This is a genomic window from Paenibacillus glacialis (assembly GCF_001637205.1).
Classification (GTDB): domain Bacteria; phylum Bacillota; class Bacilli; order Paenibacillales; family Paenibacillaceae; genus Paenibacillus_AQ; species Paenibacillus_AQ glacialis.
In genome coordinates, this window is record NZ_LVJH01000070.1 from 260,098 (window position 1) to 282,479 (window position 22,382).

Genomic DNA, 22,382 nt, shown 5'->3' on the forward strand with positions numbered 1-22,382 from the left:
TCCCTCCACTTCATTAAATGGTTACGTTAGTATTCGTGGCTTTCACTTTACTTCCTAACAATTGATACAACGCAAACCCTAATAACATAAGAACACTCATACAAATAAAACCTACGCCCGCAGAGTAACGTTCTATCAATACACCTAGACCTGTAGCGAAAACCGTCTGCAATAGAAGCGAAATCGCCATCCACACCGATAAAGCTCTTCCCATATAAGACTTAGATACTGTCTCCATAATCGTCGTATTCATTAAGATTCTTAATGAAGAATTCGTTAGGCCAATGAATACACTTCCTATATATAAGACAAATATATATTGGTTAAATGCCAAAGAAATTAACGTACTAATGGATAGTAGGAAAAAGAGTGCAATTGTTCCTTGTTTCGTTATTTTCTTAGCAAATGGTGCTGCAATAAACCCAGATATAAGTCCTCCGATGCCATAAAACATGTCGGATAATCCGAACACAACAGAATCACCACCAACAGAGTTATTTACATAGCCCGGAAGAACGACGTTATAAATCATCGTAGAAATTAATGGGACGATCGCTACAACTCCGATCCAGAAAATGTAGGGTCTCTCCTTTAAGTAGCTAATTCCGTCTTTGAAGTTAGCATAAAAGGTCTCCTCTTTATTCTCGATCACAATTGGATCGTAATGAACTCTGTATAAGAACAAGCTACTTACAATAAACGCGATGGCATTAATCGCTAGAATAAGTTCGAATCCAAAATATTTATACAATATGCCTGAAGCTGCACCCGCCATAAACATCCCAACCTGTAAGCTGATCTCAACTAAAGAATTACCATTGATTAATTCCTTCTCTGTAAGAAGCTCTTGAACTAAACTTCTCGATGCTGACATATAAATGGACCAACTCATGCCGTTAATAATCGTAAACACGTAAAGATACTCCGTAAGAAATCCAAATATCAAAAAGAGACCAATTACCGCAGCTATGCCTAAGGTACGAAATAAATTAGTCCATAAAATAATCTTTTTGCGATTAAATTTATCTGTCAACGTGCCAACAAAGGGGGAAATAACTAAACCTGCAATCACATTTAAAGAGAGCATGAACCCAATTAGTTGTATAGAACCGGTCTGATCCAGTAGAAACCAGTTCGCTCCAATGGTGCTCATGCCTACTCCGAATCCAGAAATGATGTCAGATAAGAAAAAATGACGGAAATTTCTTGGTTTTAGAACGCTAAAAACCATCAGTACCCCCTATGAAATGTATTTGCTGTTGAAGATGCGCAAGTCCAAACCCTAAGTAATCTAGTACATCCTGATGTGTACCACCATACATAGGCCACTTCTCACCACAATCATGAGAGTAGACTTTACACTCAGGCATTAATAAAGCTAATGCAGAAGCTGAGCTTCCTGTAGCTCGATGTTCTTCAACAACAAGAAACGTATCCGATATTTGCTTTAACTCATCGATATAGCTCTTCAAGCTCTTCAGATCGACATAACATACATGTGCATGCACAACCGAATCATTCTCTTGCAGAATTGTTTTACATAACTCGGTCGCTTCTTCCCCAACAGATATCAAGCAGAGCTTGGCATTGGCACGTTCTGCACCTTCAATTAGCAACTCTCTACAGCTGCTCTCTTCCGCTCGATCAAGACTGTCATAAACAGCATTACGAGCGAGACGAATATAATAGGGTTCTTGTGACTGCGCAGCTTCCCGAATCACTTGTCTAGTCTCTATCTCCCCATGGGGACAGGCAATTCGGATATTCTGGAATGTTTGGATAATCGCGATGTCTTCTAAACAATGATGCGTGGTTCCAAACCACCCTCCTGAAACACCCCCATAAGCAGCGACTATCTTCATATTCTTCTCCATATACCCCATGGCTAACTTTATACTTTCCGCAGCTCTTAGCGCAGCGAATGAAGAAAACGTTGAAAAAAACGGAATAAAACCTGCTTCGGCCAGACCCGCCGCTATATCAATACTAGCAAGCTCCGCTATCCCTAAGTTAAAAAACCGATCAGGATGACTTTGTTCAAACGGATGTTTCTTCCCTCCTAAATCGGCTTCAATACAAATAATTCTTTCATTCTCAAACGCTAACTTTGTCAGTTCATCCTTATATGATTCCCTTCCAGATATGCTCATAACAAACTCCTCTTCCATTTACTCGCGACTCTCTCTGGGATTTTGGCATAATGAGAATCAGGATTACCCTCTATAGCTGCAACTCCCTTGCCCTTAATTGTTGTCGCGAGCAATGCTAAAGGTTTCTCACGGTTGAGCGCTAGGGCTGCCAAAATTTGTTCCATATTATGTCCGTCTATTTCTTCCACATGGAATCCAAATGCTTCGAATCGTTGTCTTAGGTTATGAATTGGAGATATGTCGCTAACATATCCATCATTCTGGCCACCGTTACAATCTACGATATAAATAAAATTAGAGATCGATTTGGCCTGAATAATTTGGGCCGTTTCCCAACACAGACCTTCTTGTAGCTCGCCATCGCCACCTAACACGATACCCAGCCCATCTAAGTTCTTCACTTTCTGCCCTAATGCCCAACCTGCCGCATAAGGAATACCATGCCCTAAGCTCCCTGTGGAGAAGGGAATATGGGGCAGTTTATGATTGGGATGACCCGTAAATAAGGAGCCTTTTTGGCCATATGATTCCGCAGGGTTATCTTCAATGAGCCCATAAAGATAAAGTGTTGCATACAACGCCGCAGCTGTATGACCTTTACTAAGAACAATCCTGGTGTTCTCATCTTGTACATACTTGGAATACACACCTATAAGAAGATCTATGACAGATAGACTTCCACCAATATGGCAACCCGTCTCAGACGCTGCCATATCTATAATCAGTTTCCTTGCTTCTTTAGTGATTGCAAGCAGGTTATTTAAGTGCTCTGACTGCGGAGTAGGCTCATATACGGTATCTATATTATTCACTCCCTTTCAGCCTAAACCATTCTCCAACCGCTTCTTTAAGAATGGTTCTGGTGGCTTCCACCTCTTTAATATGCAAATATTCATGATTCGTATGATCCAAGCTAGAATCTCCAGGACCATATGCCACCATTGGTGTGGCATCCCATGTGGTCGCCAGTGTGTTCATATCACTGGTTCCTCGTTTTTTTATATAATGAATAGATTTCTCTTCCTTAGCGAAGCTACGAATAAACGCTTTGACCAAAGCACCATTACGTGGATTAGCAAACCCAGGCGTAGCTCGTAAGACCTTCACAATCACGTCTTCACCGAATTCTAATTCAATCTTCGATGCGTACTCCTTTCCAGCAGGAGGTGAAATTCTAAAATTCAATATTCCGTTTACTGTGAGTATTCCTTTGGCATTGCTGTGTTCGATATCAATGAGTGACGATAAGCATTGCGGGTCAATGGTTCGCACCCTCGAACGTATCTCCTCGACAACCACATGTAATTGATCGATGACACTCAGCGCATCCTTCGCTGCTGTATGTTCTTGTGGCCGACTAATGATAATCTCCAATTTATAGAGTCCATAGTAGCCCAATGTTAAACTACCTTCCCCGCTGGGTTCACCAATAATCACAGCATCAGCGCTGTAATGATCTTTAATGTAATGGGCTCCTTTAGAAGAGGATATTTCTTCTTCTACGGCGCCAATGACCAGTAAAGATCCGTTCGAAGGTACCTCAGCATCTCTCAACATATGAACGAAATTCACGAAACATCCTTTGGCGTCTACTACACCTCTACCTGTAATTCCTTGGCTGTCACTTTCAACTTTCCAAATATGCGGAACCGTGTCCAAGTGGCCGAGAAGCAACAGTTTGTTAGGTCCATTTCCTTTTTGAAAAACGATGTTACCGACTTCATCAATCCGACCCGTAACGCCTGGATATTGAATGTTATCCAACAAATAGTGTGCAAGTTCATGTTCACCTTGAGATATCGAGGGGATACGCACAACTTTATTCAATAAGTCCATATCATTGAGCTCTTTTTCCATATTCCAAAACCAAGTTTTACCTGAACCCTCTAACGTATGAGGTCCAGTAATACATACATCGCAAATCCCTTGTTGAATAGCTAAATTCGCGGCCCGTACCTTTTGTTTCATTCTTCCTTTAATCGAATGGATTTCATCACCTAAGTAAACATCCGAGAGGGTTGATCTTTCATCTTCTACGTCCGTAAGTATTCCGTAAGTACTCGTCACAAATCTCAGATGTTGAGCTTCTAACTCGATCGCTAGATGAGCTGCCAGCACGTCAGCATCAATATTAATGAACTCGCCAAGTTCTTTATCTATGATGGGAGCTGTCAAACATACGACATCAAATGTAGCTAATGTAGCTTTCAAGAATTCCACATTACATCCTGTGAAGTTACCAAATAATGAATCTCTGACAATGACAGGTTTATTGTTTTTTAATACTTTGAGAGGTTTAGCTTTTGCACCAAAGACAATGTCATTCTCTCCACCCGATTGCGAGAATACGTTAAGCCTATGTTTCCTCAAATTTTCATTGACGATTGGAATAATAAATTCATCGTACGCAGCTCGGATGAAGGGCATTTCTTCAGGAGAACAGTATCGTACCTCATCCCCACTAACCAACGTAAGAAAAGGTATTTCTCGATCAATTTGGCTATATTTCTGTCTAATCCCTTCAGCGCCTCCTGCTACTAACAGTACATTGCCACCTCTGTGTACAATCGCAGTAATCTCCTCAAATATTTCCGGATGATTCACAAGGGTACTGCTTCCTAACTTAATTACATATAAGTGATCCATTAAGGCCATGCCCCTTCCAATTCAGATTGCAGTCCTGTCTCCTCTGGGAATCCCATATAGAGATTTGCAGCCTGAATCGCTTGTCCTCCCGCACCTTTGATTAAATTATCTATACTCGCGATAGATACACAGTTCTTCCCGTCGATATACACACCCACTTCCCCGTAATTCGTTCCCGCTACGGTTTTGATCATAGGATTAGAATTGTGTCCCGTATTGGAATTGAAATAATGAATGAACGGTGTGGATGAATACGTCCTATAAAAGGCCTTTTTCACATCAATCTCCGAAACACCTTCTTTAAGAACCGAATATGACGTAACCATGATGCCTCTTGGCAGATCAAGACTATACGTAGAGAACTGCAGATCAATTTCTTTTTGAAAATACGTCTTGAAAGCAAATTCGATCTCAGGTTTATGTCTATGCCCATGTACTTTATGTGCTCGGAAATTATTCGTACGCTCAGCATGATGCTCCGTCGTCGTTTTCCCACCTCCACTAGAACCTGTTTTAGCATCGGATACGATACGATTCTCGATTAAGTCATGCGCTAATAGTGGATATATCGTATAGATTGTTGCCACAGCCATACAACCAGGAAGATTTACAACCTTCACCTGGTGATCAATTTCACTAAACTCAGGAATATAGTAATAGCTTGAGCCCACGAATTCATGCTTTAGCGTTTCCGGATAATGTTTTTGTAAGAGATCTAGATCCGTAACTCTGTAATCTCCGCTAACATTAAAAATATAATCCGCATGCAAGGATAGCTGATTAATAAATTGGGGTAACACCCCCGTTGGAAGACAAGAAAATATAATGTCATAGTTACTATTCAAATCAGCAATTTTACTGAATTTGAGCGCATTCGATTTCTTCCCATGTCTAGCCGCCATAAAGTGTTTATCTACTGGACTTCCAGCTTTCGATTCCGAAGAGACAAACTCCACCTTGAATAAGGGATGTTTACTTAACAGCCTGTATATTTCTGCACCAGTAAACCCAGTCCCACCTAGGATAGCAACTCGTTTCACACCATATTCAGATGTACTCATCCTAATCTAGCATCCCTTTCATACAAGACTGAACCACTCGTGTTTCTTTCTACGATTTGACGAATGATGTCCGGATTAGCATCGATTTTTTGGAATACTAAGGCATACGCTTGAATTCTTTCATATTCAATGGGTGATCTTAATTCTCTGCATATCGTTAAAGTAGACCGCAACATATTCAGCGTTTCCGGGAAGTTATTAATGTCATAACCTAAATCAACGCGCTCTGACAATGTAAATGGATAGCCGTTTCCAAAGCCAATCTTATTCTTAAAAGGAAGATGCCCTGGGATCGGAACATTTTGCCATTCTCTTGCAAATACACCTTCGCTCATCGCCAGTTCTTGGATCGCATCCTTTACTTTATAATCAGGAAAATCCTCTAACCCTAAGTTTTCAGGCGATATCTTGATTCTGTACATGTTATAGCTGTGCTTGGAACCCTCTGGTACAATCGGACCTCTAAAGAGCTTTGTCTCCGACAGCACCTTCGTGAGATATCCTGCATTTCTCGCTCGAATAGCATCATAATACGGGAGACGCTCCAACTGACTGATTCCAAATGCTGCTGCTATCCAAGACATTCTATAATCAATACCCGAATCCTCAAGGAAAGCCAAAGCTCTCTCATAATCTTCCCGCTCCTTGAAAAAGGCTATGCCACCTTCTCCTCCAACGGGGAAGTTCTTATCTGCCATTAAACTTTGACCAGCCCCATCACCGATGGAACCACATATTTGATGATCAATCGAAGCTGAATGCGCATGTGAAGCATCTTCAACCAAACGTAAAGAATATTTCTTAACTATTTCACTTAATTTCGAAAGATCCGCTGGCAAGCCATGCACATGGACGGGCATAATCACTTTCGTTTTACTTGTGATCGCCTTCTCTACTTTAGCAGGATCCAAGCAATAGGTTTGTGGATCAATATCCACAAATATCGGAATCGCTTTGGCAGCTACAACAGCCTGTGCCGTAGCAATAAACGTGAATGCTGGCAGAATAACCTCATCGCCTGGTTGCACGCCCACTCCTACTAAAGCAAGGTGAAGACTAGAAGTACCACTTGCTGTAGATATCGCATAGTTGGCCCCCACATACTGACGATACTTCTCCGTAAATTCATCGATCACAAGATCTGGGTCCTGCTGGATCGAGATTAACATCTGCATGACGTCTTCCTTCGTGATGATTGGGAAATTTGTTTTTCTTACATCCTCAGGGATGACAGCAGGGCCACCCTCATAAGCCAGCTCTTCACCTATCCAATCATCTGTTGGTAGCTCCAACAGCTTTTGTATAAAGTCAGTCTTCATTCCCGCGGTTCCTCCTTAAGAGTGTTAATTTCACACATGCCCCCACTAGGGGGCTTAGTCGATAGTTAAACTGAATGGCTGGCTCAATTTCAGAATCACTTTCTTCTTGCGTCCACATCGTTTTCAGATCAAAAGCACCAAAAATCTTTAATCTCTCCGCTTTCTTCCATACAGAGACATCGTTCACAGCTAAAGCTGCACAAGGTCCAAATCCAAGATCCGTAAAATCTAATACAAGAGCTTGATCTTGAGTGGCAGTGGTCTTAGATAAGACCACTGCTTCCAAGTCATTGAGATTCTCCCAATTCACTGAAATGGCTGTGAACCCTTGCTCAACATCTGGATCAGACGATAGATTAACTCCTAACCAATTCAGAAATTTGCGTTCTTGGTCACTTGCTTCTTCCAGTCGAGTAGATGAACCATGAACAATATTCTGTCCCCATAACGCACCATGCACGGCACCTGTATAGCTATTGAATAAGGCTACATGTTTATCCTTGGTAATCTTGCCAATGCTCTTCTCCAGCCCTTTTAATTCATTCTCATTCTTTTCAATACTCATAATGACACCTGAATTAAGAACTCTAGATAATACGAATGAAAGCGAGAAGTAATTTTGTTTACTTATTACGGAATCTGTCATTGTTCCTCCTCCATTATCCATTTATTGTTTGAGCAATTTTACTTTTTAGCGTTATTTTTTGTTTTAAATACTGTGCAATATGATCCGCAACATCGACATCATGGACTTTCCAAGATTTGGCGAACTCAGGATTTTGATTAATTTCGCATACGAGATAACAGTTATTCTTGAAATCATAAAATAAATCTAATCCATAAATACCTTCTCCCAAAATATCAATCAGTTGCTTACATATAAATCGAATCTCAGGATTAATATCCATCGTTTCAATTTCAGCACCCAGATGAGTATTCGTTTTCCAGTTGTCGATCGACACTCTGCGGAAAGCCACAATTGGCTTATTTCCCACAATCACGACCCGGATATCGAAATCCCCCTTATCAACAAACTCTTGAACCAGTACAGGGAAGGATTGTTGCGTAGGATCCAAAGATTCCCTTGCTGCAATCCATGTGTCCAAGCTATCTTTTCCGACAATTCTAGCAATTCCTCGTCCCCAAGAAGAGCTCGCAGGTTTGATCACAAACCCATCATTAAAGTCATCAAACGATGCTGTTATATTGGATGATGTAAAGGCAACCTTAAATCTGGGCTGAGGGATACTGGCTTTATGAAATACAATAGATTGGTAAATTTTATTCGTACAAATCGTAATCGCCTTAACTGAATTGACCGTTTCAACACCAGCTAATTCCAGCAGGGTTGATCGACTCAAGGCCTGTTTTTGAGAAAGACACCTTATGAGCGCTAATCCAACTTGCTCAGATCTATCTGATTCCAAGGGTAAGTCCATGGAATCAAGATTAATCTCAACGTTCAAACCATCCTCTTTAAGTAAATCAGATATCCTTTTTTCTTCCTCACGTAGTTTGGTTACGCAGATTAGTACGTCAGTATGTCTACTCATAATCCAACTCCTTTACTCACCCCAGGTTTCCTCAATTTCTGGAGCGAGAGCTATAGTTATTAAATTGTGCACGGCATGCACTTCATGTTCTTGACCACATGAGGAGCATTCCACGATCTCCCCCGTTGTTGCATCCTCTTCTACGCTAAAATCAGACTTGCACACAAGACAACTTAAGCTACTCATTTCTTTTTCCACCTTTCAAATTTAAATTATTATTATACCCACATGAATAATGGGTATTGATGCAGTATTCAACCGCATTTTTCTTAAATTCTAATCATCTCCATACTTCCATCAGACAAATGGGGATTAAAATTTGTTTTAAAATTATCATATATTTTCCATTTCAGTCAATTAGAGTTCAATAAGTCTCTTCTATCTTGATATAGAACAACTCTATGTTTCCGCCATCATTTTTGTTTTGTAAATATAATAACGAATTTGCAATATCCAGACTGTAGCATCCCATCAAGGTTGTAAGCATTACCATAGAGTATCCCTCTTTTTGAATAGAATATTTCTATTTAATGGTAATATACGGCGAAAAATTAATATGCTATATTATCCCCACTGTTCACAGATACATTATTTGAATATTAGGCTAATATGATGCTCTTCCTGGTTTATCCCAAACTGTAGGAACCCTGAAGGAAGAAATCCAAACAAATGGCCCTGGTCATGGATGTGGACATAATCTCCTGGGAACAGCTGGTGTTGCAGTGCTAATTATTTGCGGGAGCATGTGATAGATAGTACTCGCATTCACTACACCATTACGAATGGAGGTATTGCACCTAATATCGCGCCGGATAAAGCAAGTACTTGGTATTTCTTACGAGGAGCGAATCGGGTTCAAGTCGATGAGGTATTGGAACGCGTGATCAAAATTGCCAATGGTGCAGCGCTAATGACAGAAACGGAAGTAAGTTTTGAAATCAAAGCTGGTGCCTACGATCTTAACGTGAACAATACCCTAAATCAGCTTATGTTCAAGCAAAGGAAGACGTTGGCCCTCTCCAATTTACGGAGGAAGACCAAGCCTTTGCAGAAGCTCTGGTTCAAACACTCGATCCAGCATCACGAGAAGCCTCTCAGAAAATGCTAGCCCAATTGTATCAACGAAAACTCGCTGCTACCTACTGAATTCATTAGCTTTAAAACGCTGGGTCGGAGTGTCGGGGGATCATCAGATTTTGGTGATGTCTCATGGATAGCTCCCCTTGGACAGATCGGAACAACCTGCTCAGCTGTCGGCATTCCATTACATACATGGCAAGCTACTGCTTCATTTGGCTCCCCCATTGGCTTTACGGGTATGCTTCATGCCTCAAAGATTATCGCGCTTTCGGCATATGAACTACTAGTTGATGGAAAGGAAGTTCTCGAGCAAGCAAAAGCGGAATTTCTGCAGTCGACAAAAGGAAAAGCTTATAAAGTAATAACGAAAATAATTTCCTTAAATATCATAAAATCACAGGTGGATGCACTCATTGCTCAGGGTGAAATTGAAACCGAACCTGCGAAGCGCCTTGATACAAACAGCTCCAAGCAATACTACATGAGGAACTTCCTGCTCTCGCCATCTATTCTGAGAAACGTTTACAAGCGGTTTCTAAGGACATCATCGCAGGTAAACCCGCCAATGTCGGTCAATTTAATAACGTAAACAAATGGGATATCAAAGAATAAATATTCACTTCCTTAAGAATTATCCATTACTATCTTGATGGATTCTCATGTAATGCTGCAACAAAAAAAGCATTCTTCTCTCATATAAATTGAGAAAAGGATGCTTTTTTCGATAACAACGTTTATTCCTAAATGAATCATATGTGATTCACATTATCTACTACGCACTTCAAAGATAGCGAATTTAAGATAATGTCCTTCGTCCACACCAAGAATCTGTGGATGGTCTTTACCCGCCGCGCGCCACTCGATTAGACGAAGGATTTTACCTGCATCTAATGCTGCATCCTGGATCGTCTCTAGAAAAATATCAGGACGCATATGGTAAGAGCAGCTTGCTGTTACGAGGAATCCACCTTCATTGACTAGTTTCATTCCATGTAGATTAATGTCCTTATAACCGCGACACGCCCCTGGAACTGCACTCTTCGTTTTGGCGAATGCTGGAGGATCAAGAATAACAACATCCCATGTACGACCCACACCCGGAGTCATCGGTTTGGACGTATCCACTTTGTTCTTACCTGTACCCGTAGTAGACCGTTTCTCCCGCTCCTCGACACCTTTAACCTGTGTGCGAAGATATTGGAAAGCATCATCCACGACGAACTCTACACGGTCTGTGAATCCGTTTAAATCCACATTCTCCTGAGCACTCTCAATGGCATGCTGAGAAATGTCCAGACAAGTTACTTTCTTAGCTCCATATTTACAAGCGTGCAGTGTGAAGCTACCTGTATGTGAGAAGCATTCTAGCACCGTAGCTCCATCCCAGTAAGGGAATGTAACAACACTGCCACTCTTATTCACAGGTAGTTCCTTCGTGATTCCATCTTGTTCAACTTCCTGCAAGCTGATACCACTTCTTCCACCCCAACCTGTCATTAAAGGCTCAATCGAAGCACGGTTCTCACGTTGATCAAAGAAATAGCCAGTCTTCTGTCCTTCAACGATATCCACTTTAATCGCTAAGCCATTCTCACGAACGGTTACATGGCGTGGACACTCTCCATACAATGGACCCTTCACTTGTTCCAAGCCCTCTAATTCACGTACAGATACATCGCTGCGTTCATAGATTCCCTGTGGCTGTATGACTTGTACCAATGCCTCTACAATGTCATTACGGCACACGTCCATGCCAAGAGTTAACAGCTGGATAACGAGTATATCATCGAATCGATCTACAATTAGACCTGGTAAGAAATCTGCCTCACCGTAGACTAATCGATAGGCCGTTTCCCCCTTAGTGAACCGTTCTCGGTGCTGTAGGGTGTTCTGGAATCGCTCAACAAAGAAAGCTTTGTCCATCGACTCCAACGGTTTGTAGGAAACAACTCTTACCGTGATCTGTGAAGCAGGATTGTAATACCCTGTTCCGAGATAACGTTTCTGATGATTAAGAATGTTCACTAATTGACCTGCTTCAGGTTCCCCTTCTACCGTTGCAATTTCACTTTTGTATACCCAAGGATGTCCTTGTTCTAATCTTTTCTTCTGACTGCGATGTAGAATAACGGATGCCACTATACTTCACTCCCTAATATTTACCTGTATGAACACTCGTTGTCACCACAGGTTCTGTCATGTTTGTCATGGCTGTACAGCCTTGAACATATAAGTAAATCATAGGACAAGAATCACTAAAGGAGACTCATCCCATGTTCCAATCTGTTATTTTCCCCATTATATACGGGCTTGCCATTTTTCTATTTGGTATGAAAGTCATGGAGATTGCCTTGGCTCGATGGGCGGGACCCTTCTTAACTTCCTTTCTAAGAAAAGCAACCGCAACCCCTCTCAAGGGCATGTTGTTCAGCACAGTCATTACTGCGATTCTACAGAGTAGTACGGCTGTTACCGTTATCACAATGGGTCTCGTTAATGCCGATTTGCTGACCTACGCCAGAACAATCGGCATTATTCTTGGAAGCAACATCGGCACCTGTCTTACGACCGAATTAATCGGTTTACAGATAGGGCAGATCGCTACCCCTTTGCTACTCCTTGCCATAACGATATGGGGCACTGCTGTGATCGCTAATGATCGTCATTCATGGAAGCTTCATCGCTTCAAGCATCTCTTCGAGCCCATTCAATACATATCTCTTGCAGTAGCAGGATTTGCACTGGTCATGTTCGGTATTCGTGTGATGCAATCGATTGGACCCACATTAGATACCTATGGTGTCTTCACATGGTTCATCGAACGTGCCTCTCAGAATGTCCTCTGGGGAGTAGTCGCTGGAGCATGCCTAACCGCTCTCATCCACAGTAGCGCAGCAGTCATCGGCCTAGCGATGGGCCTCGCCAGTTCCGGAGCCCTTCCAGTAGAGGTTGGTATTGCTATCGTTCTTGGCTCTAATATAGGCACCTGTTTTACTGCGGTTATTGCAGCAGCAGGTAGTACTCCCTCAGGCAAATTTGTCGCTTGGACTCATGTCGTATTGAATGTCGGCGGTGCAGCTTTGTTTATGCCCTTTATTCAACAGTTACATCATGTATCCGCTTGGCTATCCAGTGATTTAGGTAGTCAAATTGCCCATTTTCAGACGATATTTAACATTCTAAGTTCACTCATAGCACTTCCTATATGTTATCTTCCTCTATGGAGAAGAATAGATCATCGTGATTGAACTAAAGACGAACGCTCATATTCATGATTTTCTTTAGAAATGATTGAACTGGTGAGCGCAAACTTTCGTTCAATCTATCTATCCATTAAACATTAACGCCTAATAGCAAAAGAGCCTTCCTAAGAATAGTATCATTATTACGATAACCACTCTTTTGCTGACGACTCCAAGCCTCCTGAGAATCATACCATGACACTTCATTGATCTCTTCAACTTGCGGCTTCAGATGACCACCCTTGGCTTCCACCAGATAGTAGTGGACTTCTTTATTAACTTCACCATGAACAGGGTTCTGATACGTGTACGCAATAATATCTACTGGGGAGATCACCTCTCCTAGTATACCCGTCTCCTCTTCAATTTCACGAAGAGCGGTCTCTTCGATCGTCTCTCCCGGTTCCATTTTACCCTTAGCTAAGGATACCTTGCCATAACGGTCCAGTATAAGCTGAATCCGAAGATCCTCTTGCTTTTTCATGTACACGACGCCACCTGCTGAGATCTCTTTGCGTGCCATATATGATGACCCCCAATATTCCATATTATTATAAATAATAACAACAAGGATTTCATTTCCTTCAATCTGGAAATGAAATCCTTGTCCATATTTTCGCAACAACGTGACATTTAAAATGATATCTAATGGAGTTTACTCAAACTCCTCCCATTTCACCAAAATCGTATAATATACAAGAAAGGGCAACCATACCGGCAGTCTCACAACGAAGAATTCGACGTCCTAATCCTACACTTATAGCGCCTGCTTCCTCAGCTTTACGGCATTCACCTTCACTAAATCCACCTTCTGGTCCAACCACGAGAAGTACTTTAGGTGCGCTACCCGTTGTTACACTCTGGACAAAAGGAGTCAGAGCATCACGTAATTGTAACCCATGCTCCTTCTCGTAACAAAAATACACAGCATCATATCCTGCAAAAGACTTCATAAGCTGTGACCACGTCATTGAAGGCTCCACTGTCGGAACAATATTGCGGTGACTTTGCTCAGCAGCTTCTTTACAAATCTTACGCCACCGATCTAGACGTTTCTCTTCTTTCTTCGAATCATACTGAACAATGGTCCGTTCTGAGAGAAATGGAACAAAAGATACAGCTCCGATTTCAGTGCACTTCTGAATAACCGTCTCCATTTTATCCCCTTTGGGAAGGCTCTGTGCAACCGTAACTTTCACTTGGGCTTCTTGTAACATGTCGAGATGTTCAACGATATTAGCTGAGACTATATCTTGCTCTAGTAACTCTAATTCAACTACCGCTTCGCGTGATAGACCATCACTTACAATAATCTTATCTCCTACCTTACCGCGCATCACTTTCGTAATGTGTCTAGCATCGTCCCCAGTAATCTCAACTGTATTTTCCTTGAACTGTTCCACAGACACAAAATATCGTTGCATCGCTTAAACACATCCTATCCTTACAGTAATTAAGCTCCAAACATCACCATAAACATATTTATAAATTCCACATACATCGTCATAGCCGCTTTATACAATGGTGTAATCGTATATGCTTGAAGTCCTGGAATAAACAGGATCAATAAAAAGATTAACATAGACCACTGTTCAAACTGCTGAAGTTTACCTCTAACTTCACGTGGTGCAACGTCTTCGAGCACGCGGTAACCATCCAAAGGAGGCAAAGGGATGAGATTAAATAAAAACAAGAAAAAGTTCATAATGATAATAAAATAAAACAAAGTCGCTGTCGCTTCAGCTAATTTCAAATTCGTAATGGATTCTAGGACACCGAATTGTACAAGACCTGCATAAATCAACGAACCCAATACACCGAGTACAAAATTACTAAGTGGCCCTGCAATAGAGACAATGACACCCATAAGCCGTGGACGATCGAAATTCTCACGGTTCACAGGAACAGGTCTAGCCCAACCAAATCCAGCAATAACCAACAATATAATACCAAACAAATCAAAATGGACAGCAGGATTCAAGGTGACTCGCCCTAATAACTTAGCCGTTGGGTCACCGAATTTATTCGCGAAATAGGCATGCGAGAACTCATGTACCGTAAAAGCTAATACGATAGCAATTAAGAAAAATGGCATTTTGTCGATCGGATAAATCAATATTTTATTTAAAAACTCCATACTTACCTCTTTCTAGCCACAAAGGCAATCCATTCTTCTTCACGATTCACATCGATAATTTCAAAATTGGCAAGTTTAAGAGCCTCTTGAACCACATGTTCTTTATTCTTATAAATACCGGACGTAATGAAAATCCCATCAGGCTCTAGCACCTGGTATACATCATCAATCAATAATAAAATAATCTCGGCTAAAATATTCGCAACGACCATATTCACAGGGACGCTCACGCCTAAATTCACGCCTTCTGATTGGTGCTTGAAAACCGAAAGAAGATCACTCTCTTTAACCGTAATACTATCTTGCATGCCATTCAAAGCCGTATTCTCCTGCGCACTATGTACCGCGACAGGGTCCAAATCAAGAGCTAAGACATGCTTAGCACCAAGTAGAATGGAACCGATAGCCAATATACCCGATCCAGTTCCCACATCGATAATCTCTTCGCCACCCTTAATCACATTCTCTAGTGTCCGTAGACAGAGAGAGGTAGTCGGATGTGCACCCGTACCAAAAGCCATCCCTGGATCCAAATGAATAAGCTTCTCTTCTTCGGATTCAGGAGTATACTCTTCCCATGTTGGCTTAATCGTTAGGGTTTTAGATACTCGGAGTGGCTTGAAATATTGCTTCCATGCATCCGCCCAATCATCTTCATTGACGATCTTGTTCTCGTAACAAACGTCACCAGTATCAATATCATACTGACTAAGCTCCTCAATTCGTTGTTTCAGCGTAACTATAATCGAGTCCATCTCTGTCTCTACAGAGAAATAGCCTTTAATGACAGCCTGACCTTCTGGAATATCATTTAATGGCGCATCATACAGCTCACCATATTTCGTGTCGCGTACTTTATTTAGCGTTCCTGATTCTTCAATGGATACTCCACCTGCTCCTGCCTCATGCAAGAAATTAGAAATCATTTCAACTGATTCTTCTGTGGTATGTATCGTAAACTCATGCCATAACATTATGTAAATATCCCCCTCGTCCCTTTGCATAAGTACCATTGTACTATACAAAGAGTTCTGTGTACAAAATTTAAACTATAAAATTAAACAGCTATGTCATCCATATATAGACGACATAGCTTTATTCTAATTCATTCATGCCTTTATGAATTCATGATCCAAGTGAGGGAGCTATTTTTCATCACGATTCATCCTTTTTAATTGTCGCCCATCTGCCGCTTCGCTTCGTCTTACTGCTTCAACGTCTTCCTGATCCGCTTCGAGTGCCGAGAATTCCACATCTTCTTGTTTCATAGACATGAGTTCAATAACCTTCTCAGTCTTTGTTAATTTAACATTCTTCTCATGCGTATATTCAGTCATTTTCATTCAACCATCCTTCCTCAAATTTTACTACACTATTCCTCCAGCTTCTTCGACGATACGCATCGCTTGGTCGAATGAATTGTTCTCTATTACAACACTAAGTAAAATATCAAATCCACTCGTCGCACCATGACCTCCATCACTCATGTCGCTTGTAATCGCATGCATGGTATCGTTAAGTTCACCCCCCTGGAACGCATTAAACCGATTAATAGACATGTCAACAACACGTAACGACTCCAGCTTTCGTGAAACACGATCTGCTTCTTCAGGACTTTTAAAATACGCAAGAATATTTCTTTCACCCATCTTCTATTCCACCTACACTTTTTAATTCAGTTTATTGTATCAAGAACATACCAGTAGGTTACCGCTCCATTCTTCTAATTATGCGTGTTAACAAATGCAAAAAAAAGCTTAGCCATAACGGCTAAGCTTTCGATTTCTATACACAAATATGATATATCAACAAAGGATCAGTCTCCGCGGAAAGCCTTCTTCACACGATCAAAAAAAGATTGCTCATGTTCATGTGTCTTTTCTCCATCTAAAGAAGCAATTTGCCGAAGCAAATCTTTCTGCTCATCACTTAGATTACTCGGTGTAACAATCACCACTTTTACATGCTGATCCCCTTGACCGATACCACGAAGACGTGGAACACCTTTGCCTCTTAGACGGAAGAATGTACCCGTCTGAGTACCTGCTGGAATCTTGAGTTTCACTTTTTCCGTTAATGTCGGAATTTCAACCTCATCACCCAAAGCAGCTTGAGCAAACGTCAGCGGGATCTCGCAATAAATATCGTCCCCTTCACGTTCGAAGAAATCATGCGATTTCACACGAATAACAATATATAGATCCCCTGATGGACCACCACGTACTCCACCTTCACCTTCACCTGTCATGCGTAGTTGTGCCCCATCATCTACACCAGCAGGGATCTTAACGTGAATTTTTCGTTGTTTTTTAACTTTACCTTGTCCTTGGCAAGTTGTACAACGTTCCTTAATAATTTTACCGTTACCACTACATGTCGAACAAGTACGACGATTCACCATACGCCCAAATGGTGTATTCTGCACGACTTCTTCTTGTCCACTACCATGACACACGTGACAAGTCTGAGGTTTCGTGCCCGCTTTAGCACCTGATCCATGACATGTATCACAATTCTCTGTACGTGGAATAGTAATATCACTTTCTTTGCCAAATACAGCCTCTTTGAACTCGATCGTCATCGTATACTGTAGATCGTTCCCACGTTGTGGCGCATTCGGATCACGTCGTCCGCCACCACCGAAGAACATATCGAATATATCACCCATACCACCGAAGTCGCCACCGCCGCCAGAGAATCCACCTTGGTTAGGATCAACATGTCCATATTGATCATATCCGGCTCTCTTCTGACCATCACTTAGAACATCATAGGCTTCTTTAACTTCTTTAAACTTCGTTTCTGCATCATCGGCCTTATTCACATCTGGATGATATTGTCGTGCAAGTTTGCGATAGGCCTTCTTAATTTCTTCATCTGGTGCGCTTTTGCTAACGCCCAGTACTTCGTAATAATCGCGCTTTTCAGCCACTCTTCCACCCCATACCATCTAATTTATCATATAAATAGTTTACTATATCATTGTAACAAAGGGAAAGCCAAAGCACGGGATGACCCGGCTTTGACCTTCCCCTTTTCCTCCCACAACTTATGAAGGAAACTTTCTATAGGTTACTCTTGTTTCTTATCTTCGTCAACAACTTCGTAATCTGCATCAACAACATTATCCTTCTTAGCTCCGCCAGTTGCTTCACCTTCGGCACCTTGCTCTGCCTCAGCAGCTTGCTCATACAACTTCATAGACAATTGTTGAACGATTTCAGTCAATTCTTCAGTCGCTTTGTTAATATCTTCGATGTTATCTGTTTCTAGAGCTGATTTCACTTTTTCTTTCGCTGCTTCAGCTTTTTCGATTTCAGATGCATCGATCTTCTCGCCTAGATCCTTAATCACTTTGTCCGTGGAGTATACAAGTTGATCCGCATTGTTCTTCGCTTCAATCAACTCTTTACGTAGACGATCTTCTTCCGCATGCTCTTCAGCATCTTTCATCATACGATCAACTTCCTCATCGCTCAATCCGCTTGAAGATGTGATCGTAATCTTCTGAGTTTTATTTGTACCTTTATCCGTAGCAGATACGTTAACAATACCGTTAGCATCAATATCAAATGATACTTCAATTTGTGGAACACCACGTTGTGCTGGAGGAATATCTCCTAGCATAAAGCGTCCAAGGGTTTTGTTGCCGGCAGCCATTTGGCGCTCACCTTGTAGAACATGAATCTCAACACTTGGTTGATTATCTGCATAAGTAGAGAATACTTGGGATTTACTTGTAGGGATCGTAGTATTACGTTCGATCATCTTCGTAAATACACCACCAGCAGTTTCAATACCAAGAGACAATGGTGTTACGTCAAGAAGAACTACGTCCTTCACGTCACCTGTCAATACGCCTGCTTGAACAGCCGCACCAAGAGCAACAACTTCATCCGGGTTAACACCCTTATGAGGGTCTTTACCTGTCAATTTCTTAATCGCATCTTGAACAGCAGGAATACGTGTAGATCCGCCCACAAGAACGATTTTATCAATATCGTTAGCTGTCATACCAGCATCACTAAGCGCTTGACGTGTTGGTCCAAGCGTACGCTCAACCAAGGAAGCTGTCAATTCATCGAATTTAGCACGAGTTAGGTTAATCTCTAAATGCTGTGGCACGCCGTCAACTACAGTAATAAACGGCAAGGAGATCGTTGTAGTTAATACACCAGACAATTCCTTTTTCGCTTTTTCTGCAGCATCTTTCAAACGTTGTACAGCAGCTTTATCTTTACTTAGATCAATACCTTGATCTTTTTTGAATTCACTTACTAGGTGATCAATAACAAGTTGGTCAAAATCATCTCCACCAAGACGGTTATCTCCACTTGTCGCTTTTACTTCAAAGAAACCATCGCCTAGTTCAAGAATCGATACGTCAAACGTACCGCCACCAAGGTCATACACGAGAATCGTGTGGTCTTCTGTCTTTTCCATACCATATGCAAGTGCTGCAGCTGTAGGCTCATTGACAATACGCAGAACTTCTAGACCAGCGATTTTACCAGCATCTTTCGTTGCTTGACGCTGACTATCGTTGAAGTAAGCTGGAACTGTGATAACAGCTTGAGTAACAGTCTGTCCTAGATATGCTTCTGCATCTGATTTTAGCTTTTGAAGAATGATTGCTGAAATCTCTTGTGCAGTATAATCTTTACCATCGATTTGTTCTTTGTGATTTGTACCGATATGACGTTTGATCGACATAATTGTACGGTCAGGGTTAGTGATCGATTGACGTTTCGCTGTTTCACCAACAATACGTTCCCCATCTTTCTTAAATCCTACAACGGATGGTGTTGTACGTGCACCTTCTGGATTCGGAATTACTACGGCTTCGCCGCCTTCCATAACTGCAACACATGAGTTCGTTGTACCTAAGTCAATCCCAATTACTTTACTCATTCTAAAATTCCTCCTTCAATATGGTCATCATTTTGAATTTCATTTATCACTTATTAAATAATCCTAATCCAACAACTATTGACTTACCTTTACCATTGCGGGACGAAGTACTTTATCCTTCAACATATAGCCCTTTTGAACTTCTTCAACAACGGTACCTTCTGGGTATTCTTCACTCTCAACTTGCATAATTGCCTGATGAAATTCTGGGTTAAATGTCTGACCCACACTTTCCATAGCAACTAAACCTTCAGCTTGTAGTACACCTTCTAGTTGGCGATAAATCATATTCATCCCTTTTGAGAAAGACTCATTAAGATGATCTTCAACAACCGCGCTAAACGCTCGTTCAAAGTTATCCACGATTGGCAAAAGCTCAGTGATCAACTTCGTAGATGCGTATTTAGCAAATTCTTCCTTCTCTTTCTGTGTGCGCTTGCGATAGTTATCGAAATCCGCTTGAGTACGTAGAACACGTAGTTGATTCTCATCTGCGAGTGCTTGTAGGCGCTCCATCTCAGCTATAGATACCGGTTCTTGTTCAAGCGAAGACGTTGATTGTTCCTCATTTACTTCTTCAACGATTTCCGCATTTGTATCTTCCGGAACCGTGTTTATGTCCTGATATTCTTCTTTCATGATGTCTTCACCTCCTTAAGAAACTTTAAAATGAAATCATTACATTTTTGATTATGTTATATGAGTTCAATGAGGATAACGGTATTGCTAATCATTTAACCGTCCATCCTCTTCCCTCATCTTAATCACATTATGAATACGAAGCACCGCTGTAGCGACTTCACCAGCAGCTTTCAATCCATGGGACTTCACGAGAGCTGGGTCAATAATTCCTGCAAGCTCATAATCGATAACAAGTCCGGTATCGCAATCGATCCCCATACTGTCGCTATTCTCAGCAATTTGAGCGGCACGGGCTTCCTCTAATTTCTCAAGTGGATTATAACCCGCATTCAACAAAATTTGGGACATCGGCTTTCTAAGAGCAGCTGCTACCGCAGCAACACCGTAGGCTTCCATACCTGTTACTATTTCCCGGTGGCGCTCCAATTCATAGGAAACTGCCAACTCCGTAGTGCCTCCACCAGGCAGCACGCCTCCGGATACGGCAGCTTGCAAAGCAGATGCCGCATCTCCTGCGATCCGTGCTGATTCACCCACAATTTCAGCCGTACTTGCACCAACAACTATCGTAACGAACGGTTCTTGACTACCCTCTTGCGCTTGCATACGGACACGCTCAAGCTCGTCATCATATGCAACCCGTGGTGAGCTTCCTAATATACGTTGCAGTTGTTCTGGATCCTTATGTAAAGCGGTACGTCGTACAGGAACCGCACCCGTCATCTCGCATACTCGGCTTAGATCCATACGACTAATGCGCTGAACGACAAGTATACCATGATCCAGACAAAACTGTTCGGCATCAGGATGAATCCCACGTTCCAGCAAGATCACACCCACACCTAGATGAGATAAGTTCATTAACTCTCTGCCGAACTGCTCCCTTAATTCCATATAGCGGGCAAACCCAGCTTCCGTTGTTAATATTTCTTCATCTAAAGATTCTGGCTCTAGCGCATCTTGAAGTACGAATACCCGAATATCCATAAGCACTATATTCCCAAGTACATGCATTGGTTTTTGGCGCAATAACAAACCTTCGAATACTTCGTTGTTAGCTTTCTCAATCGCAATCACACAATCCGCCAAGTTAAATGTAGGATCCTTGAGTCTCTCCATGCCTACCTTTAAAGCGGCTTCCATGACTAACTTCACGATATCTCTTCGTTCTCGTCCAGCAACATAGGCTGTCTTCTCCAACAAAGGATCCTTGAGTCCCGTAATCATTCTAGTTCGACGCTCCATCGACTCTATTGCGAATTCAATTCCCTCCTGCATGCCTGAGACGACTTTGGAAGCGGGAACTCCCTTTACAATCTGAGCAACACCTTCTTGTACCAGCGCTCCCGCGAGTACCGTTGCTGAAGTTGTACCGTCTCCTACTTTTCGTTGCTGAGATCTAGCCACTTGAATAAGTAAGCTTGCAGCAGGGTGACTTACGTCTATTCTGTCCAAAATAGTGACGCCATCATTGGTAATGATTACTTCTCCTCTGGTACCAACAAGCATAACATCGAGTCCCTTAGGACCAAGTGTACCTTCGACCGCGGAAGTGATAGCGCGGACCGCATTGCTGTTGTTAAGTAAGGTTGCGTAGCGCTCCTCACCTTCACGAACGGGTTGCTGTCCCTGGCTCATTTA

22 protein-coding genes are annotated in these 22,382 nt (G+C 41.8%); 2 read left to right on the plus strand and 20 right to left on the minus strand.

From position 1 onward, the window contains the following. Window positions 1-13: 13 nt before the first annotated feature. From PGLA_RS23965 to PGLA_RS24005, 9 genes are read right to left on the minus strand one after another with little or no spacing between them, the layout of a single operon-like run. Entirely contained in the window at window positions 14-1,231 is a 1,218-nt protein-coding gene (locus PGLA_RS23965) for an MFS transporter (RefSeq protein ID WP_068537711.1), read from the minus strand. Next, window positions 1,221-2,150 (minus strand): transketolase family protein, encoded by a 930-nt coding sequence (locus tag PGLA_RS23970; RefSeq protein WP_068537712.1) that lies wholly within the window; start codon window positions 2,148-2,150, stop codon window positions 1,221-1,223. The genes PGLA_RS23965 and PGLA_RS23970 overlap by 11 nt, the downstream gene beginning before the upstream one ends. Then, window positions 2,147-2,962, minus strand: coding sequence for a 1-deoxy-D-xylulose-5-phosphate synthase N-terminal domain-containing protein (locus PGLA_RS23975; protein ID WP_245700288.1), 816 nt, complete (start codon window positions 2,960-2,962; stop codon window positions 2,147-2,149). The genes PGLA_RS23970 and PGLA_RS23975 overlap by 4 nt, the downstream gene beginning before the upstream one ends. After that, window positions 2,955-4,796, minus strand: a complete 1,842-nt coding sequence (locus PGLA_RS23980; protein WP_068537713.1) for a M20/M25/M40 family metallo-hydrolase — start codon at window positions 4,794-4,796, stop codon at window positions 2,955-2,957. Before PGLA_RS23980 ends, PGLA_RS23975 begins: the two co-directional genes overlap by 8 nt. Beyond that, entirely contained in the window at window positions 4,796-5,857 is a 1,062-nt protein-coding gene (gene argC / locus PGLA_RS23985; protein ID WP_068537714.1) for an N-acetyl-gamma-glutamyl-phosphate reductase, read from the minus strand. The genes PGLA_RS23980 and argC overlap by 1 nt, the downstream gene beginning before the upstream one ends. After that, window positions 5,854-7,176 carry a DegT/DnrJ/EryC1/StrS aminotransferase family protein gene (locus PGLA_RS23990; RefSeq protein ID WP_068537715.1) on the minus strand — a complete coding sequence of 441 codons (1,323 nt, stop codon included), beginning with the start codon at window positions 7,174-7,176 and terminating at the stop codon, window positions 5,854-5,856. The genes argC and PGLA_RS23990 overlap by 4 nt, the downstream gene beginning before the upstream one ends. Further along, entirely contained in the window at window positions 7,166-7,822 is a 657-nt protein-coding gene (locus PGLA_RS23995) for a degT/DnrJ/EryC1/StrS aminotransferase (protein WP_068537716.1), read from the minus strand. Before PGLA_RS23995 ends, PGLA_RS23990 begins: the two co-directional genes overlap by 11 nt. Before the next feature lie 13 nt (window positions 7,823-7,835). Next, window positions 7,836-8,729, minus strand: coding sequence for an ATP-grasp domain-containing protein (locus tag PGLA_RS24000; protein WP_068537717.1), 894 nt, complete (start codon window positions 8,727-8,729; stop codon window positions 7,836-7,838). Between the two features lie 12 nt (window positions 8,730-8,741). Next, window positions 8,742-8,915 (minus strand): lysine biosynthesis protein LysW, encoded by a 174-nt coding sequence (locus PGLA_RS24005; RefSeq protein WP_068537718.1) that lies wholly within the window; start codon window positions 8,913-8,915, stop codon window positions 8,742-8,744. 559 nt (window positions 8,916-9,474) lie between these two features. Here PGLA_RS24005 and PGLA_RS29265 point away from each other — a divergent pair. Further along, complete coding sequence (locus PGLA_RS29265) at window positions 9,475-9,837, plus strand: peptidase dimerization domain-containing protein (RefSeq protein ID WP_068537719.1); 363 nt, start codon at window positions 9,475-9,477, stop codon at window positions 9,835-9,837. A 737-nt stretch (window positions 9,838-10,574) separates the two neighbouring features. Here PGLA_RS29265 and PGLA_RS24020 read toward each other — a convergent pair. Next, window positions 10,575-11,948, minus strand: coding sequence for a class I SAM-dependent rRNA methyltransferase (locus PGLA_RS24020; protein ID WP_068537721.1), 1,374 nt, complete (start codon window positions 11,946-11,948; stop codon window positions 10,575-10,577). A gap of 134 nt (window positions 11,949-12,082) precedes the next feature. On the opposite strand from PGLA_RS24020, the gene PGLA_RS24025 reads away from it, so the two are divergent. Beyond that, window positions 12,083-13,057, plus strand: coding sequence for a Na/Pi cotransporter family protein (locus PGLA_RS24025; RefSeq protein WP_068537722.1), 975 nt, complete (start codon window positions 12,083-12,085; stop codon window positions 13,055-13,057). 85 nt (window positions 13,058-13,142) lie between these two features. Here the strand turns inward: PGLA_RS24025 and PGLA_RS24030 are convergent, their stop codons facing one another. From PGLA_RS24030 to PGLA_RS24075, 10 genes are all read right to left on the minus strand, one after another. Further along, complete coding sequence (locus PGLA_RS24030) at window positions 13,143-13,574, minus strand: NUDIX hydrolase (protein ID WP_068537723.1); 432 nt, start codon at window positions 13,572-13,574, stop codon at window positions 13,143-13,145. 136 nt (window positions 13,575-13,710) lie between these two features. Beyond that, on the minus strand, window positions 13,711-14,475 hold the full coding sequence (locus PGLA_RS24035) for an RsmE family RNA methyltransferase (protein WP_068537724.1): 765 nt from the start codon (window positions 14,473-14,475) through the stop codon (window positions 13,711-13,713). Window positions 14,476-14,504: 29 nt separating this feature from the next. After that, entirely contained in the window at window positions 14,505-15,188 is a 684-nt protein-coding gene (locus tag PGLA_RS24040) for a site-2 protease family protein (RefSeq protein ID WP_068537725.1), read from the minus strand. A 2-nt stretch (window positions 15,189-15,190) separates the two neighbouring features. After that, on the minus strand, window positions 15,191-16,162 hold the full coding sequence (gene prmA, locus PGLA_RS24045) for a 50S ribosomal protein L11 methyltransferase (RefSeq protein ID WP_068537726.1): 972 nt from the start codon (window positions 16,160-16,162) through the stop codon (window positions 15,191-15,193). A 171-nt stretch (window positions 16,163-16,333) separates the two neighbouring features. Next, the gene (locus PGLA_RS24050) at window positions 16,334-16,525 is read right to left on the minus strand and encodes a YfhD family protein (RefSeq protein ID WP_068537969.1); all 192 of its coding nucleotides are present in this window, start codon (window positions 16,523-16,525) and stop codon (window positions 16,334-16,336) included. A gap of 30 nt (window positions 16,526-16,555) precedes the next feature. After that, window positions 16,556-16,837, minus strand: a complete 282-nt coding sequence (locus PGLA_RS24055; protein ID WP_068537727.1) for a hypothetical protein — start codon at window positions 16,835-16,837, stop codon at window positions 16,556-16,558. Window positions 16,838-17,004: 167 nt separating this feature from the next. Further along, window positions 17,005-18,120 carry a molecular chaperone DnaJ gene (gene dnaJ, locus PGLA_RS24060; protein WP_068537728.1) on the minus strand — a complete coding sequence of 372 codons (1,116 nt, stop codon included), beginning with the start codon at window positions 18,118-18,120 and terminating at the stop codon, window positions 17,005-17,007. Between the two features lie 140 nt (window positions 18,121-18,260). Continuing rightward, entirely contained in the window at window positions 18,261-20,099 is a 1,839-nt protein-coding gene (gene dnaK, locus PGLA_RS24065; protein WP_068537729.1) for a molecular chaperone DnaK, read from the minus strand. Window positions 20,100-20,174: 75 nt separating this feature from the next. Beyond that, a complete protein-coding gene (gene grpE / locus PGLA_RS24070; RefSeq protein ID WP_068537730.1) occupies window positions 20,175-20,738 on the minus strand; it encodes a nucleotide exchange factor GrpE in 564 nt (187 codons plus the stop codon). A gap of 87 nt (window positions 20,739-20,825) precedes the next feature. Then, complete coding sequence (locus tag PGLA_RS24075; protein WP_068537731.1) at window positions 20,826-22,379, minus strand: TCP-1/cpn60 chaperonin family protein; 1,554 nt, start codon at window positions 22,377-22,379, stop codon at window positions 20,826-20,828. Window positions 22,380-22,382: the final 3 nt, after the last annotated feature.

What these genes read in the sequence shown, in the direction of transcription:
- PGLA_RS24055 (WP_068537727.1), bottom strand. Translation starts at nt 16,837, where the DNA reads ATGGGTGAAAGAAATATTCTTGCGTATTTTAAAAGTCCTGAAGAAGCA.
- PGLA_RS24040 (WP_068537725.1), bottom strand. Translation starts at nt 15,188, where the DNA reads ATGGAGTTTTTAAATAAAATATTGATTTATCCGATCGACAAAATGCCA.
- PGLA_RS24075 (WP_068537731.1), bottom strand. Translation starts at nt 22,379, where the DNA reads ATGAGCCAGGGACAGCAACCCGTTCGTGAAGGTGAGGAGCGCTACGCA.
- PGLA_RS24000 (WP_068537717.1), bottom strand. Translation starts at nt 8,729, where the DNA reads ATGAGTAGACATACTGACGTACTAATCTGCGTAACCAAACTACGTGAG.
- PGLA_RS24005 (WP_068537718.1), bottom strand. Translation starts at nt 8,915, where the DNA reads ATGAGTAGCTTAAGTTGTCTTGTGTGCAAGTCTGATTTTAGCGTAGAA.
- argC (WP_068537714.1), bottom strand. Translation starts at nt 5,857, where the DNA reads ATGAGTACATCTGAATATGGTGTGAAACGAGTTGCTATCCTAGGTGGG.
- PGLA_RS24025 (WP_068537722.1), top strand. Translation starts at nt 12,083, where the DNA reads ATGTTCCAATCTGTTATTTTCCCCATTATATACGGGCTTGCCATTTTT.
- PGLA_RS24050 (WP_068537969.1), bottom strand. Translation starts at nt 16,525, where the DNA reads ATGACTGAATATACGCATGAGAAGAATGTTAAATTAACAAAGACTGAG.
- PGLA_RS23980 (WP_068537713.1), bottom strand. Translation starts at nt 4,796, where the DNA reads ATGGATCACTTATATGTAATTAAGTTAGGAAGCAGTACCCTTGTGAAT.
- PGLA_RS23990 (WP_068537715.1), bottom strand. Translation starts at nt 7,176, where the DNA reads ATGAAGACTGACTTTATACAAAAGCTGTTGGAGCTACCAACAGATGAT.
- PGLA_RS23970 (WP_068537712.1), bottom strand. Translation starts at nt 2,150, where the DNA reads ATGAGCATATCTGGAAGGGAATCATATAAGGATGAACTGACAAAGTTA.
- PGLA_RS23995 (WP_068537716.1), bottom strand. Translation starts at nt 7,822, where the DNA reads ATGACAGATTCCGTAATAAGTAAACAAAATTACTTCTCGCTTTCATTC.
- prmA (WP_068537726.1), bottom strand. Translation starts at nt 16,162, where the DNA reads ATGTTATGGCATGAGTTTACGATACATACCACAGAAGAATCAGTTGAA.
- grpE (WP_068537730.1), bottom strand. Translation starts at nt 20,738, where the DNA reads ATGAAAGAAGAATATCAGGACATAAACACGGTTCCGGAAGATACAAAT.
- PGLA_RS23965 (WP_068537711.1), bottom strand. Translation starts at nt 1,231, where the DNA reads ATGGTTTTTAGCGTTCTAAAACCAAGAAATTTCCGTCATTTTTTCTTA.
- PGLA_RS24035 (WP_068537724.1), bottom strand. Translation starts at nt 14,475, where the DNA reads ATGCAACGATATTTTGTGTCTGTGGAACAGTTCAAGGAAAATACAGTT.
- dnaK (WP_068537729.1), bottom strand. Translation starts at nt 20,099, where the DNA reads ATGAGTAAAGTAATTGGGATTGACTTAGGTACAACGAACTCATGTGTT.
- PGLA_RS24030 (WP_068537723.1), bottom strand. Translation starts at nt 13,574, where the DNA reads ATGGCACGCAAAGAGATCTCAGCAGGTGGCGTCGTGTACATGAAAAAG.